15 protein-coding genes are annotated in these 14272 nt (G+C 71.9%); 10 read left to right on the plus strand and 5 right to left on the minus strand.

The annotated features are described in order from the left end of the window. Nucleotides 1–23: 23 nt before the first annotated feature. Nucleotides 24–734, plus strand: coding sequence for a GNAT family N-acetyltransferase (locus ACLJPY_RS11595; RefSeq protein ID WP_410588016.1), 711 nt, complete (start codon nucleotides 24–26; stop codon nucleotides 732–734). On the opposite strand, the gene ACLJPY_RS11600 is transcribed toward ACLJPY_RS11595, so the two are convergent. Then, complete coding sequence (locus ACLJPY_RS11600; protein ID WP_410588017.1) at nucleotides 624–1154, minus strand: GtrA family protein; 531 nt, start codon at nucleotides 1152–1154, stop codon at nucleotides 624–626. The genes ACLJPY_RS11595 and ACLJPY_RS11600 overlap by 111 nt on opposite strands. A 38-nt stretch (nucleotides 1155–1192) precedes the next feature. On the opposite strand from ACLJPY_RS11600, the gene ACLJPY_RS11605 reads away from it, so the two are divergent. Beyond that, complete coding sequence (locus ACLJPY_RS11605) at nucleotides 1193–1789, plus strand: hypothetical protein (protein WP_410588018.1); 597 nt, start codon at nucleotides 1193–1195, stop codon at nucleotides 1787–1789. Nucleotides 1790–2216: 427 nt separating this feature from the next. Here ACLJPY_RS11605 and ACLJPY_RS11610 read toward each other — a convergent pair whose 3' ends face one another. Then, entirely contained in the window at nucleotides 2217–3398 is a 1182-nt protein-coding gene (locus ACLJPY_RS11610; RefSeq protein WP_410588019.1) for a lipase family protein, read from the minus strand. Continuing rightward, nucleotides 3395–3961, minus strand: coding sequence for a hypothetical protein (locus tag ACLJPY_RS11615; protein WP_410588020.1), 567 nt, complete (start codon nucleotides 3959–3961; stop codon nucleotides 3395–3397). Before ACLJPY_RS11615 ends, ACLJPY_RS11610 begins: the two co-directional genes overlap by 4 nt. A 320-nt stretch (nucleotides 3962–4281) precedes the next feature. On the opposite strand from ACLJPY_RS11615, the gene ACLJPY_RS11620 reads away from it, so the two are divergent. From ACLJPY_RS11620 to ACLJPY_RS11630, 3 genes are all read left to right on the plus strand, one after another. After that, nucleotides 4282–5511, plus strand: a complete 1230-nt coding sequence (locus ACLJPY_RS11620) for a DUF6801 domain-containing protein (RefSeq protein ID WP_410588021.1) — start codon at nucleotides 4282–4284, stop codon at nucleotides 5509–5511. A gap of 79 nt (nucleotides 5512–5590) precedes the next feature. Then, on the plus strand, nucleotides 5591–6649 hold the full coding sequence (locus ACLJPY_RS11625) for a DUF6801 domain-containing protein (RefSeq protein WP_410588022.1): 1059 nt from the start codon (nucleotides 5591–5593) through the stop codon (nucleotides 6647–6649). 34 nt (nucleotides 6650–6683) lie between these two features. After that, entirely contained in the window at nucleotides 6684–8021 is a 1338-nt protein-coding gene (locus ACLJPY_RS11630) for a DUF2252 family protein (protein WP_410588023.1), read from the plus strand. A 4-nt stretch (nucleotides 8022–8025) separates the two neighbouring features. Here the strand turns inward: ACLJPY_RS11630 and ACLJPY_RS11635 are convergent, their stop codons facing one another. Beyond that, nucleotides 8026–8370, minus strand: coding sequence for a hypothetical protein (locus ACLJPY_RS11635; RefSeq protein ID WP_410588024.1), 345 nt, complete (start codon nucleotides 8368–8370; stop codon nucleotides 8026–8028). A gap of 197 nt (nucleotides 8371–8567) precedes the next feature. On the opposite strand from ACLJPY_RS11635, the gene ACLJPY_RS11640 reads away from it, so the two are divergent. Genes ACLJPY_RS11640 through ACLJPY_RS11660 form a run of 5 tightly spaced genes read left to right on the plus strand, consistent with a single transcriptional unit; the run spans nucleotide 8568 to nucleotide 12606 of the window. Next, entirely contained in the window at nucleotides 8568–9764 is a 1197-nt protein-coding gene (locus ACLJPY_RS11640) for a PP2C family protein-serine/threonine phosphatase (protein ID WP_410588025.1), read from the plus strand. Beyond that, nucleotides 9761–11365, plus strand: coding sequence for a sensor histidine kinase (locus tag ACLJPY_RS11645; protein ID WP_410588026.1), 1605 nt, complete (start codon nucleotides 9761–9763; stop codon nucleotides 11363–11365). The genes ACLJPY_RS11640 and ACLJPY_RS11645 overlap by 4 nt, the downstream gene beginning before the upstream one ends. Beyond that, nucleotides 11362–11802, plus strand: coding sequence for a response regulator (locus ACLJPY_RS11650; RefSeq protein WP_410588027.1), 441 nt, complete (start codon nucleotides 11362–11364; stop codon nucleotides 11800–11802). The genes ACLJPY_RS11645 and ACLJPY_RS11650 overlap by 4 nt, the downstream gene beginning before the upstream one ends. A 34-nt stretch (nucleotides 11803–11836) precedes the next feature. Next, entirely contained in the window at nucleotides 11837–12193 is a 357-nt protein-coding gene (locus ACLJPY_RS11655) for an STAS domain-containing protein (protein ID WP_410588028.1), read from the plus strand. Next, nucleotides 12190–12606 carry an ATP-binding protein gene (locus ACLJPY_RS11660; RefSeq protein WP_410588029.1) on the plus strand — a complete coding sequence of 139 codons (417 nt, stop codon included), beginning with the start codon at nucleotides 12190–12192 and terminating at the stop codon, nucleotides 12604–12606. The genes ACLJPY_RS11655 and ACLJPY_RS11660 overlap by 4 nt, the downstream gene beginning before the upstream one ends. A gap of 38 nt (nucleotides 12607–12644) precedes the next feature. Here the strand turns inward: ACLJPY_RS11660 and ACLJPY_RS11665 are convergent, their stop codons facing one another. Beyond that, nucleotides 12645–14264: a phospholipase C gene (locus tag ACLJPY_RS11665; RefSeq protein ID WP_410588030.1), complete on the minus strand. Its 1620-nt coding sequence runs from the start codon at nucleotides 14262–14264 to the stop codon at nucleotides 12645–12647. Nucleotides 14265–14272: the final 8 nt, after the last annotated feature.

The following is a 14272-nucleotide window of genomic DNA, read 5'->3' on the forward strand; positions in this document are numbered from 1 at the left end:
GCTTCCGCTCTAGGCTGCCCGGCATGACCGGATTGCCCACCGAGCGCCTGCGACAGGCTTCCGACAACGCCATCGCCATGTGGCGCACCCTGGCCCGCGCCCGCGGGGACGGCGTGGCCGACCACCCGGCCTTCACCGCCGTCGACGGCCGCCGCTTCCGGATCATGCTGCGGACCGCCACCCCCGGTGACCCCGCCGTCGAAGAGCTGACCGAGCTCGCCCGGGCGCGGCGGGCGGCCGGGCGGACGGTCGTCGTCGAAGACCCGTTCCGGGTGCTCGACCTGAGCGCGCTCGGGATGACCGCCGGGCAGCTGCCGGTGATGGCCCGCGAACCGGGTCCGGTGCCCGCGCCCGGCGACGTCGAGCGCGTCACCACCCCCGCCGGGCTGGCCGGGGTCGAAGATCTCGTCGTCCACGGGTTCCCGCTGGAGGAGTACCAGCCCTACTGCGCCGGCACCGTCTTCCCGCCCGAGCTGCTCGGCGGGGCCACCGCGCTCTTCCGCAAGGACACCCGAGGCGCCTGCCTCACGATGGCCCACGGCGGCGTCGGCGGCGTCTACTGGGTGACGACTCGGCCGGAGCACCGCTCGCAGGGCATCGGACGCGCGCTGATGCACGCGGTGCTACGGCACTTCGACGACGTGCCCGTCACGTTGACCGCCTCGCGGGCCGGGCGGCCGCTCTACGAGAAACTCGGCTTCGTCACCCTCGGCGACGCCGCCTGGTGGCGCTGACGGGAACACCCACCGCCGGTAGCCGAACCAGCGGAACGCCGTCCCGGCCAGGGTGCCGAGCAGCATCCCGGCGACGAAGTCCGCGATCTCCTGCGTCAGGTAGCCGACGTGCGGCACCGACAGGTGCAGCACGTACCGGGACACCAGGGCCGGCACGAGGTTGACGGCCACCGCGCCCGCGTTGACGGCGGCGAACAGCGCCGCCTCGCGCAGCCGGGGGTGCCCGGCCCGCCCCGCGAACGACCAGCGGCGGGACAGCAGGTAGGCGAGCGCCGTCGAGACGACCGTGGCGATGGCGAGGGCCGTCACCGGCTTCTCACGGCACACGGTGAGCTTCAGGCTGTAGTCGCCCAGTAGTGTGACCCCGTACGCGGCCAAGCCGACGACGGCGAAGCGGAGCAGCTCTCGCGGCTCGGGCATGGTTCCTCCAGGTGACGCCGGACAGGTGGAGGTTTTCGATGGCACGCACGGGTGGTGAGGGCGAACTCCCCTCCGTCGCCGAACTGGTGGACCTTTCGCAGACGAAGCCGCTGGTGATCCGCGGCGAGCTCGACGCGAAGCTCGCCGAAGAACCGGCCACCGAACCCGAGCCCGCCCTCGACCCGCTGGCGGTGCTCGAGGCCGAGCTGGCGGCCGACGACACCCGCCCGCAGGAGGCCCCGCCGGCCGACCGGTCCCGCCGCGCGAAGCCATACGTCCTGGCCGCGGGCGCGGCCGTGGGGCTCGGGCTGGCCGCCGTGGTGCTGCTGCAGCCGCACCAGGTGGGCGGGACGGCCGTGCCGCCGCCCGGAGCGCCGGCCCCGGTCGTGCCGCCGCCGACGTCGAGCGAAGCGGTCGAAACGATGAGTGTCTCCGCCTCGGCGCCCCCGCTCACGGCCTCGGTCCGCCACACGACGGCGGCCGAGCCGACGAGCGCCCCGCCCGGCGCGGGCCGCAAGCCCGCCCAGCCGGCGCCGGCACCCAGCTCGACGTCCCCGCAGGACCAGTGGCGCGAGTACGTGAGTTCGGTGATCAGCTCCTGGCAGCAGCGTCCGCACGGCGGCCGCAACCACTGACCGGCGGCCCGCTGCGCCGGGGTTTCGCCGGCCTGTTCGCCCCTGAGTGGCGGCGGCCCGGCGGGCTGGCCGCCGGCGGGGCTCGCCGGATTGGTACCTGCAACCGGTGAGAGACGGCTTGCCGGGGCGGGGTGGCCGTCGGCCGGGGATGCGCGGGTGCGGCCGCCGGAGTTGCTGACCGGCGGCTCGCTGCGGCGGTTTCGGCCGCTGATGACAGCGGCTGTGGCCGACTGTTGGCCGCCGAACGACACGACCACCCGCCCCACCCTCTCCCGGGGCGTCCCCAGGTCCATTCTATCGGGGCATCCCGGCAAAGCCCGGAAAAGCCGCCGCACAAACTGTCTGTCCACATCACGACTGGCCTGTGGACAGTGCGGGACCGGCGGCCCGCCGCGGCGGTTTCGCCGGAGCGGCCGCCGGGGCGGGGTCAGCAGTTCGTCGTGGCCGGTTTGCCGGCGATCCGGTCCTTCACGAAGGCCAGGACGTCCGCGTTGCCCGTGTACACCAGCGTGATGTGGTCGGTGTCGTAGGTCTTCCACGTCTCCTGGACCCCGGCCGCGCAGTACGCCTTGTGCAGGCTGTCCGCCTGGGCGAACTGCACCAGCTGGTCGCCCGTCGCGTGGTAGAGGAACACCGGTACCCGCGGTGGGGTCCCGCCCAGCTTGTTCTCGTTCAGCCGGGCCACCCACGCGGGCTTGATGTAGCCCGGGCCCGTCGTGTAGTCCGCGATCCGCTGGTTCGCGTACGTCGTGAGCAGCTCGAACGTGCACGCGCTCTGCTTCATCTCGGCCAGCTTCGCCCGCCCGTTGTCGCTGAGGAACGAGTCCAGCTGCAGCTCGGGGTACGCCTGGTCGAGGCCGAGCAGCGCGTACGCGAACACGCCGAAGCCGAACTTGCCGTCGAGCTGCAACGTCACCTGGACCAGGTCCGCCGGCACGCCGCCGGCCGCGACGCCGACCAGGTTGAGCTCCGGCGCGTACGACGGCTGCAGCTCACCCGCCCACGCCGCCGCGCCGCCACCCTGCGAATAGCCGCGGAACACCACCTTCGCCGACGCCGACAGCCCGGCCGCCGGGAGCCGCTGGGCCGCGCGGACCGCGTCGATCACCGCCGGGCCCTCGGACCGGCCCACCACATACGTCGTCTTCGGGGTCGGCTGGTAGCCCTCGTAGTCCGGGACGGCCACCGCGTATCCCGCGTCGAGCAGGTCGTCGAGGCCCGGCTGCTCGTAGAACGCGCCGATGCCGATCATCGCCGACGGTGTGCAGGCGAACGCCGGGCCGTGTGTGCCCGGCGCGAACGCGACGATCGGGGCCGTCGCGCGGTCGGCCGTCTTCGGCACCAGCACCGTGCCGGTCACGGCGTCGGGCTGCCCGAGCGCGTTCGTCGACAGGTACATCACCTGCCACGCATCCACCGACGCCTGGCGCGGACCCGCGGAAGACGGCCGCCAGCGGAGCACGTCACCCGGCTTGCCCGCGGGCAGCGGGGACGGCGGGACGTAGAAGGAGTCGTCCGCCGGTGCGGGTGCCGCGGCGGCGGCCGCGGGCGCGAACGCCGTGGCGAGGACCAGCGTCACCAGCGCGGCGAGCACGCGGCGGGCGGTCACGAGCCCGTCCCGTAGACGCGCTTGCAGGTCGCGGACTCGCCGAAGGCCAGGTCCAGTTCCGGGTTGGCCCGCAGAGCCTTGATCGGGCCCTCCGGATCGGCCAGCTTGCCCATCGTCGCGTCGGCCTCGGAAATGACCTGGCGCAGGCCGGCCTGGTCGGTCACCGTCGCCTGCTCCATCTTCGTCTTCGTCTCGGCCAGCTTGCTCCGCGTCTCGCTGAGGTTGCCGGTGGCTTTGTCCACAACGGACTGTCCATCCGGGACGGGCGGGACGCCGGCCGTGCGGATGCCGCCCGCCATGTCCTCCAGTGCGGAACCGAGCCGGCCGAGGAACCCGACCATCGCGTCCCGGGTCTTCACCGGGTCGGCGTCGTCGACCGCGGGTGGCTGGGCCAGCTTCGCCGAGCCCGCGGCGACGCCGGCGCACACCTTGTCGACCCAGGCCAGCGCCGCCGGGTCGGCGTGGCGGCCCGGGTCGGGCGGCGGGGTGTCCGAAGCGCACGCGGCGCACGACAGAAGCGCGGCCGCCGACATCGCGAGCACCGCGCTGTGCATTCTTTTCATGGGTTTCGAAGCTACGCGCCACGCGCACGCGCGAGCAAGAACAGAATGGCCGGTTGGCACGTGCGTCAACATTCCGGGATCCGGATTTGTTACGCGGGTCAGCGGTTCGGCAGTGCCGCTGTGCTGGGGAAACCTTCCCCGCCCTGCTAGGAATCCGGCCGGGGTGACGTGCCGGGGTGACAATTTGCCGCTCCCGCGTTGCCTTTTTGCGCGAAGCCCTTGATCGGGGCCAGCAGCCCTCGTTAGCTTACCGTTCGGTAGCGATTTTCGAGAAAAGGCGCCGCCGTTTCGTATCACTGTTGATACACGGAAGGACCATCGTGAGTCACCCAAAGGGCAACAAGAAGAAGGTCGCGGCCGTCGCGGCCGCGGGTGCGGTGGGGCTCGTCGCCGCCGCGCTCGTCGCCGGGGCGCAGACCAGCGCCGCCGACCCGATTTCGCTGACGCTGAACTACCACTGCACCTTCCCGCTGGTGGGTTCCCAGTCGCTGAAGGTGGTGATCAACACCGACCTCCCGACCACGGTGAACACCGGGCAGCCGACCGGCGCGTTCGACATCAAGGCCGTGTCCACGATCAACGCGGACACCGTCAGCGGCCTGAGCCTGATCGGCGCCACGACGCTGGAAGGCACGGCCACCGCGAGCGCGACCGTCGCCGCGCCGAGCCTCAACCTGCCGGTCAGCGTGCCGATCACGCTGGACAAGACGAACATCCCGGCGTCCGGCGAGATGAACATCAACGCCGCGGGCAAGACGCCGTCGCTGACGTTCACCCAGGCCGGCCAGGCGAAGATCACCGTGGGTGACCTGAACCTCAAGGTCACCCCGCGCAAGGCCGACGGCTCGGTCACCGGCATCACGCCGGACGGCACGATCGACGCGCCCTGCACGCAGGACAGCGGGCAGAACAACACCCTCGCGACGATCACCATCAACGGCGGTGGCGGGACGACGCCCCCGACCACCACGACCCCGCCGGTCACCACGCCGCCGTCGACCACCCCGCCGGTGACGACCCCGCCCACGACCACACCGCCGGGCGGGGGCATCAAGTACTCCTTCGGCATCACCGGGCAGACCGCGCTGAAGTCGCTCGGCAGCACCGCGCCGATCACCGGCTCGTTCGACGCCGACGTGGACCTGGCCAACAAGAAGTTCACCGGCAACCTGCAGCTGGACCCGACGCACACCGACTTCAAGCTGTTCGGCTTCCTGCAGGGCAGCTCGGACGTCAAGGTCGTGCAGAACGGCCCGCAGACCGGTGAGCTCGTCGGCACCGGCTTCAAGGCGCACATCAAGTTCGACACGTTCCTCACCACGGTCAACCTGTTCGGCATCCCGATCAGCACCGACCCGAAGTGCGGCACGACGACCCCGTCGACCAGCGAGATGACCACCGGCCCCGACTTCGACCTGCTCAAGGGCGGCAAGCTGTCGGGCACCTACTCGCTGTCCGCGCTGCAGAACTGCGGTTCGTTCAACGACATCATCAGCGCGTTCGCCAAGAGCGACGGCAACTCGCTGAACCTGGTGCTCGCCAAGAAGTGACCCGATCTGCCGGCCCCCGCTGCGCGCCGACTGTGCCGCGGCGGGGGCCGGTGCCACGTCTCGAGAAAGGGGAGTGCCCGTGCGGATCGCCCGGTCGTTGCTCGCCGCCTGCGTGCTCGCTCTCGCCGTCGCCGCGCCCGCGGCGGCGTCGACGCCGATCGACAAGAAGCTGAGTTTCACCTGCCCGTTCCCGTTGATCGGGCTGCAGAAGCTGGACGTGGAGGTCAAGGCGTCGTTCGAAGTGCCGTCGGCGCCGGGTGGCACGTTCACGACCGGGGACCTGGCCGTCTCGGTGACCGTGCCGGACAAGTCCGCCCGCGGCCTGGCCCTGGTCGGCGCGGCGAGCATCGAAGGGACGGCGTCCGCAGGGGTGACGCTGACCAACGGCCCGCTGACGCTGCCGCTGAGCCTGCCGCTGACGGTGGCCAAGACCGCGCTGCCACCATCCGGGGCCTTCACCACGCAGGCGTCCGGTTCGGTCCCGCCGGTGCAGTTGCCGAACGCGGGGACGACCAAGCTGACGATCGGGAACTTCAGCACCCGCCTGACGCCGAAGAAGGCCGACGGCTCGTTCACCGGGCTCGGCTCGTTCACCTCGGACTGCACGCTCGACCCGGGGCAGGATCCCGTGCTGCTGAGCTTCGACCTCGAAACGGCACCGGCCCAGCACCGGTACGCCGTGACGGGCTCGACCACGGTCAAGGCGCTGGGCGCGACGGCACCGCTCACCGGGTCGCTGGCGGCGGGCCCGGAGTTCGCGACGGCGTTCGACCGGACCGGCGCGGACTTCAAGGCGTTCGGGTTCGTGCCCGGCCACGCGGACCTGCAGTTCACCCCGGACGGCCCGCAGACCGGCGAACTCGACGGCGGCGGGTTCACCGCGCACTCGGCGTTCACGCTGGCCTTGCCGCAGGTGACGCTGTTCGGCCTGCCGGTCGCCGACCCGGGCTGCCGGGCGAGCGCGCGCATCCCGGTCGACCTGCGGACCGGCAGCGGGTTCGCACTAACCACCGGCGGTCCGGTCACCGGGACGTACGCGATCCCGCCGCTCACCGGCTGCGGCCCGTTCACCGCGTACCTCGGTTCGCTGGTGCAGGGCGAGGGGAACACGTTCGCCCTGACGTTGACTGCGCGCTGACTCCCGCTCACCCGATCCGGGTATACGTGGGGGAATGCGCCGAACCACTGTGGGGACTCTGGTCGTTGTCACGCTGCTCGCCACCGCCGCACCCGGGGAGGCGGCCGGCCTGAGCCGGGACCCGGTGGCGGTGGTGTACGACCGGGACCACGCGCTGCACCTGCTGAACGGCGGCGCCACCGACGACGAGCTGACGCTGCGGACGCAGGCGCTGGCGTCGAACGCGTGGACCTTCTTCCGCGGCACTTCGCCGCTGTACTACCGCGACCTCGGCGAACTGCCGCCGTCGGCCTACGCCACCGCGGGCGGCGACGTCTGGCTGACCGGCGACGCCCACCTGGAGAACACCGGCGCGGACCGCGGCGCCGACAACGAAGAGCAGTTCGCGATCGACGACACCGACGACGCCTGGCGCGGGTCGTGGACGTGGGAACTGCGCCGCGAAGCCGTGTCGATCGTCCTCGCCGGCCGGGCCGGCGGCCGCAGCGCGAGCCAGATCGGCACCGACCTCGACACCTTCGTCGCCGAGTACGCCCAGTGGATCGGGAAGTTCCACGGCACGAACGACGAAGCGAGCTGGCGGCTGACGTCGGGCAACACCTCCGACCTCGTCGGCGACCTGATCGACGAGTCCGCCGGCGACAAGCGCGCCGACCTGCTCGCGAAGTGGACCACCGGCGGCCACTTCAAGGACGACCCGCAGCTCCAGGCCGTCCCGGCCGCGACGCGGACCCAGCTGACCGACGCGATCGCGGCCTACCGGACCACCGCGGGCAAGCCGTTGAAGTCGTCCGAAGCCGTCGTCAAGGACGTCCGCCGCCGGACCGGGGCGGGCACCGGCAGCCTCGGCCGGTTCCGTTGGTACGTCCTTGTCGAAGGGGCCACGACGGCGACGTCCGACGACCGGATCCTCGAGCTCAAGCAGGAGGTCGACCCGGCACCGAAGCCGCTCGTGCCGAACGCCACGACCCTGACCGGCGGCCAGCGCCCGGCACTGGCCCTGCGCTGGCTGGCGAACCAGTCGGACCCGCTGGCGGGCTGGGCGAGCGTCGGGAGCACGCCGGTGCTGGTGAAGGAGAAGTCCCCGTTCGCCGAGGACCTCAAGACCGGCGACCTGACGACGTCGGCGATCTGGGACGACACCGTCCGCGACGTCGCCCGGCTGCTCGCCGCCGCGCACGCCCGCGCCGACCAGGACATCCCCGGCACCGGGGTCACCTACTCGGCGGACGCCGCGATCGACGGCGCGATCACGTCGGTCTCCGGGCTCCAGAGCGAAACGCGCGCCTTCGCCACCGGCTACGCCGACCAGGTCACCCGCGACTGGCAGGCGTACGTGACCGCCAAGAACAGCGGCCGTCCGCTGTTCTGACGGCTCACCCCCGCCGGAACAGCAGCGTGAACCCGGCGCCGGCCAGGACCAGCGCGGCGAGGAAGAACCCGCCGTGGACGTAGTTGCGCGTCACGACGTCCCCGACGAGCTGCACCACCAGGTCCACGATCCCGAGCCCGCCGGCCACCGCGAGCGCGGGACGGGCGCCGCGCCGGCCCCGGTTCGCCGCGTGGACGAGCCCGGCCCACAGCCCGGCGCACAGGGCGAACAGGAGCACCGCGAGCGGGAGCGGGAGGACGCCGGTGATCGCGGTGTGGCTGCCGGTCAGCCGGCCGGCCAGCGTCCCGAGGAACCAGCACGCCGCCGCACCCCACCAGGCAAGGGCCATCCGCGCAGCGTAGGCGCGGTGTGCCCGGATCCGGCACGGTCGCCACCCGAACCGTTATCGACCCGGTGTCACCCGGGGGTGCTATAAAACGCTTCCCCGGTGGGACCGGTTTCGCGGCCGTAGGCCGCGGTGCCCGGTGCCGCTAGGGTTGATCGTCTGGATGTGCTGGCTCAAGAGCAGCCGAACGGGAGACGCTGGTGACCGCCGCGCTCGACTCATCGTGGGATCCCCGCACGCGCCTGCGGGTGCTCCTGATCGAGGACGACGACGGCGACGCGCTGCTGGTCGAAGAGATGCTGGCGGACACGACCGTGCCGTACGCGCTGGAACGCGTCGAGACGCTCACCGCCGCGCTCAGCGGCCCGCTCACCGCCGACTGCGTCGTGCTGGACCTGCAGCTGCCCGACGCGATGGGCCTCAGCGGGCTGACCAAGCTCGGGCAGCACGCCCCCGGGGTCGCGGTGGTCGTCCTGACCGGCCAGCACGACCAGGCCACCGGCGTCGCGGCCGTCGCCGCCGGCGCGCAGGACTACCTCGTCAAGGACCAGGTCGACGGCCCGCTGCTGGTGAAGGCGCTTGCGTTCGCCCGCGAACGCAAGCGCGCCGAGCAGGTCGAGCAGCAGTTCCTCCAGCAGCAGCTCCTCGCGAGCGAGAACGCGCGCCTCGAACGCGGTCTGCTGCCCAGCCCGCTGCTGCGCGACCCCCACCTCGACCTCGCCGCGCGCTACCGGCCCGGCCGCAACGGTTCGCTGCTCGGCGGCGACTTCTACGACGCGATCGAGCTCGCCGACGGCGCGGTGCACATGATGATCGGCGACGTCTGCGGCCACGGCCCGGACGAGGCCGCGCTCGGCGTCGCGCTGCGGATCGCGTGGCGCTCGCTCGTGATGGCCGGCCTGCCGATGGCCGACGTGCTGAGCATGGTCGAGCGAGTGCTGGTGCACGAGCGGATCGAGCCGCTGTTCGCCACCGTGTGCATGGTCGTCATCGCGCCGGACCGGCGATCGCTGCGGCTGTCGCTGGCCGGGCACCTGCCGCCCCTGCTGCTCACCCCCGGCGACGGGCACCTCCTCTCCCGCGAACGCCTCGGCGTGCCGCTCGGCGTCGTCGAGGGCGCCAAGTGGGAAGCGCTGGACGTCCCGCTCGAGCCGGGGTGGTCGCTACTGCTCTACACCGACGGCGTCTTCGAAGGCCGCGTCGGCGCGGGGTCCGAGCGGCTGGGCCACGAGCGGATGGCCGCGCTGGTGCTCGACATCAAGCGGGAAACCGGGATCCACAGCCACGCCCTGCTCGACGAGCTGATCGTCCGCGCCGAACGGCTCAACTCCGGCCCGCTGGACGACGACGTCGCCCTTGCCCTGCTCAGCCACACCCCAGGGGAGCCCGCTCGATGAGCGCCGAAGCACGCGGTTGGCCGATCCGCCGCTGGCTGACCGTCCTCGCCGCCGCCGAAGCCGTGCTGCTGGTCGCCGCGCTGATCGCGGCCGGGGTCGCGCTGCACAACCTCACCGAGGCCCGGACCCGCCTGCTCGACGTGGTGGCGCCGCAGCGGCTGGCCGCGACCCAGCTGACCACCGCGCTGCTGAACCAGGAAAGCGGCGTCCGCGGCTACCAGCTCGGCCGCCGTCCGGAGTTCCTCGTCCCCTACACCGACGGTGTCCGTTCGCAGGCCGACGCGGTCAACCAGCTGCGGCAGCTCGGGGCGGCCCCGGGCACCCGGACCGGCGACGACCTGGCGGCCGTGCTCCGCGCGGCCACCGCCTGGCAGGCCGCGGCCGCGCCCGCCATCGCCCCCGGCGCGCCGCCGGTCACCGCGGCCGAGGTCGAACGCGACCGGATGCTGTTCGTCCCGGTGCGCACGGCGCTGGACACCCAGCGCGACCACCTCGCCGCGCTCCGCGACACCGGCCGCGCCGACCTGGACGCCGCGGCACGCTTCCTGAACGCCATGTTCGTGGTCGTCGGGGCGCTCGTCCTGCTGCTGTTCGCCGTGCTGTTCCTCGGGTTGCGGCAGGTGATCACCCGGCCCATCCTGCGGCTGGCCGGCGAGGTCCGCCAGGTCGCCGACGCGGACATCCGCCACCCGGTGCACGGCCGCGGGCCGCGCGAAATCGCCCAGCTCGGCGCGGACGTCGAAGCGATGCGGCAGCGCATCCTCGACGAGGTCGCCGAGCTCGAGCGCGCGCACGCCCTGCTGGACCGGCGCACGCGGGAGGCGGAGGAGTCCAACGCGATGCTGGACCGCCGCACGCGCGAGGCGGAGGAGTCCAACGCCATGCTGGACCGGCGCACGCGCGAGCTGGAACGGTCCAACGCCGACCTGGAGCAGTTCGCGTACGTCGCTTCGCACGACCTGCAGGAGCCGCTGCGGAAGGTGGCGAGCTTCTGCCAGCTGCTCCAGCGGCGTTACCAGGGCCTGCTCGACGAGCGCGGCGAGCAGTACATCGAGTACGCCGTCGACGGCGCGAAGCGGATGCAGACGCTGATCAACGACCTGCTGGCCTTCTCGCGGGTCGGCCGGAAACCGGGCGAGCACGTCGTGGCCGACGCGGGCGCGCTGGCCGACGACGCGATCGCGAACCTGGAGGTCGCGCTCTCGCTCAGCGGCGGCAAGGTCGGCCGCGGTGACCTGCCCCCGGTGCGCGTCGAGCCCGCGCTGATGACCGCGGTGTTCCAGAACCTCATCGGCAACGCGCTGAAGTTCAAGGGCAAGGCCCCGCCGGAGGTCCGGGTCACCGCCGAACGGGACGGCGACGACTGGGTGTTCTCCGTGGCGGACAACGGGATCGGCATCGACCCCGAGTACGCGGAACGGGTGTTCGCGCTGTTCCAGCGGCTGCACACGCGGTCGGCGTACCCGGGTACCGGCATCGGGCTGGCGCTGTGCCGCCGGATCGTCGAGTACCACGGCGGGCGGATCTGGCTCGACACCGAAGCCGCGGACACGACGTTCCGCTTCACGCTGCCCGCCATCGAGGACGAGGGGACCGCATGACGCAGGCGCCGACCCCGATCGACATCCTGCTCGTCGAGGACGACCCCGGTGACGTCCTGATGACCCGGGAAGCGTTCGCGCACCACAAGATCCGCAACCCGCTGCACGTCGCGGAAGACGGCGTCGAAGCGCTGCGGTTCCTGAAGCGGGAAGGCCCGTTCGGGGCGGCGCCGCGGCCGGGACTGATCCTGCTCGACCTCAACCTGCCCCGCAAGGACGGCCGGGAGCTGCTCGGCGAGATCAAGCAGGACCCCGGGCTGGCCACGATCCCGGTGGTCGTGCTGACGACGTCGGAAGCGGAGGAGGACATCCTGCGCAGCTACGAGCTGCACGCCAACGCCTACGTCACGAAGCCGGTCGACTTCGAGAAGTTCGTCGAGGTGGTCCGGAAGATCGACGATTTCTGGGTCACGGTGGTGAAGCTGCCGCACCGGTAGCCGTTTCCCGGGGAGTGCGGCACGATGGGAGGTCGTGAGCCCTTCGACGCCGGACCTGCCCGACACGGAGCTGGCCGTGGCGCTCGAGTGGCGGGGCCGGACCGCGGTGCTGGCCGTTGCGGGGGAGATCGACCTGGTCAGCGCGCCGGAGTTCGGGGAAGTCGTCGACGTGGTGCTGGCCGGTGGGCCGGAGAAGCTGGTGATCGATCTGCGTGAGGTGACGTTCTTCTGTTCGGCGGGGCTGCAGGTGCTCGCGGCGGCCCACCGCCGGCTGCCCGAGCGCGCGTTGCGCGTGGTGAGCGACTCCCCGGTGACGTCGGGGCCGTTGCGGACGACCGGCCTCGACACGTGGATCGGCCTGCACCCGACCGTCGACGAAGCAATCGCATGACGCCGGAACCGTTCCGCTGCCACGGCGTGCCCGCCGCCCCCGGCGCCCTCCGCCGCCTGCGGCACGACCTGATGGCGTGGGTCCGGTCGGCGGGGGTCGAGGAGGACCGGGCCGGCGACATCGTGCTGGCCAGTTACGAAGCACTGGCGAACGTGGCCGACCACGCCTACGCCGACGGCGAGCCCGGCGTGGTCGACGTCGACGCGGCAGCGCACCCGGGCCGTCTCGAGGTGGTGATCACCGACCACGGCCGGTGGCGGACGCCGGTCCCGGACACCCGCCCGGTGTCGTTGCGGGGCCGGGGGTTGCTGCTGCTGCGGGCGAGTGCCGACCGCGCGGAGATCACCCCGGGCGAGCACGGCACGGTGGTCACGCTGAGCTGGGACCTGGACCCGGTGCCCGAGGCGGGCTGAAGGCCACCACCGCGACCGGTGGTGGCCTTCAGCGGCGGCTACTTGACGACGGCTCCGGTCTTCGGGTCGAGGGTGACCTTGCGGGCCTTCGGCCACCAGAAGTCGAACATCCCGGTCAACGACCCGGCGCGCGCGTCGAACGACGAGTCGCCGATGCGGCCGGTGAACCAGTTGTCCTCGATGAACTTCAGCACCGACGTCTGGTCGGTCAGCGTGTGGTCGACGTGGTTGACCCGGCTGAACGGCGAAACCACCAGCAGCGGCAGGCGCGGGCCGTAGCCGCAGCGGTCGGCGTACGTGCCCAGCGTCGTCGGCTTGGCCGTGCAGATCGCCTGGTCCTGCGAAGCGTCGTGCGAGCCGTTGACGATCGGGGACTTCTGGTGGTCGTACCAGCCGTCCGAGTCGTCGTAGGCCAGCACGATCGCCGTCGACTTCCAGTCCGGGGACTGCTGGATCCGGTTGATCTCGCCGACCACGAACTGCTGCTCGTCCAGCGGGTCCGAGTAACCCGCGTGGCCGTCCTGGTACTCCGGGGCCTTCAGGAAGCTCACCGCGGGCATCGAGCCGGCCTGCAGCGAGTCGTTGAAGTCGCTGATGTCGTACTGGTGGTTCGCGCGGTCGGTCTGGCCGATCGCCTGCACCGAGGACGGCGGCAGGTGCTTCGGGTTCGCCGTCGACGGGTAGTACTGGAACGGCTCGTGGTGCGGGCTGTAGTCGACGACCGCGTTGCCGCCGACGTTCGTGTGCTTCTGGCCGCAGACCGCGTACCCGTTGGCCGTGCCGGTCGGGCGGAAGCCGCCCTGGAACCAGCCCCACGTCACGCGGCGCTGGTTCAGCAGGTCACCGATGTTGCGGCCCTGCATGGTGGCCAGGTTGTCCTTGCTCGTGTGGTTCTTGCCCGAGCAGTCGTCCCAGGCCGGGTCCGGGTCGTTGATCACCGTGCCGACGCCGTTGGCGTCCGGGGACTGCACGGCGTAGGCGTCGCTGACCGGCGCGTGCGTCACTGGGTCGACGGCTTGACCGCCGTGCGTCTGCCCGGAAATCAGGTTCAGCGCACCGGGCGTCGACGGGCCGAACACGGTGTTGAACGAGTTGTCGTTCAGCGCGTAGTGCTGGGCGTAGTTCCACATGCCGGTGACGGTGTTGCCGTCGTAGTAGTCCATCACCAGGCCCGGCTCGCCGAACAGGATCGGCTGCCCGGTGCACTTGTCCGTCTCGGTCTTCTCGACGAACTTGTCCATCTTGCCGCCGTCGAAGGCGGCCTGCTCCGCGCCGTAGTTGTGGTTCTGGTCGCAGGTCAGCGCCTGCTCGTGCGTCAGCCGCTTCGGGTTGTACGCGTTCGGGTTGGCGGTCAGGAGCTTGTGGTCCAAGCCGTTGACCTTCGGGGTGCCGTGCGCGGCGGTGAACGGGGTGCCGTCGGTGTTGGCGGCGTCCGGGTAGGTGCCGAAGTAGTGGTCGAACGAGATGTTCTCGCCGAAGATGACGACGACGTGCTTGATCGGCGTCGACGTCGGGATCCAGTGGGCGGGGAACAGGTTCAGCGGCTGGGCGTCCGCGGAGGTCGCCGCGGAGCCGGTGACGACGGCCAGCGTGGCCACCGAGGCGAGCGCCCCGGCGCCGAGCAGGCCGCGCCGTCGCCGGCGGGTCCTTGAGTCCACAGTGGATT

Source organism: Amycolatopsis sp. lyj-23 (assembly GCF_046549135.1).
Classification (GTDB): domain Bacteria; phylum Actinomycetota; class Actinomycetes; order Mycobacteriales; family Pseudonocardiaceae; genus Amycolatopsis.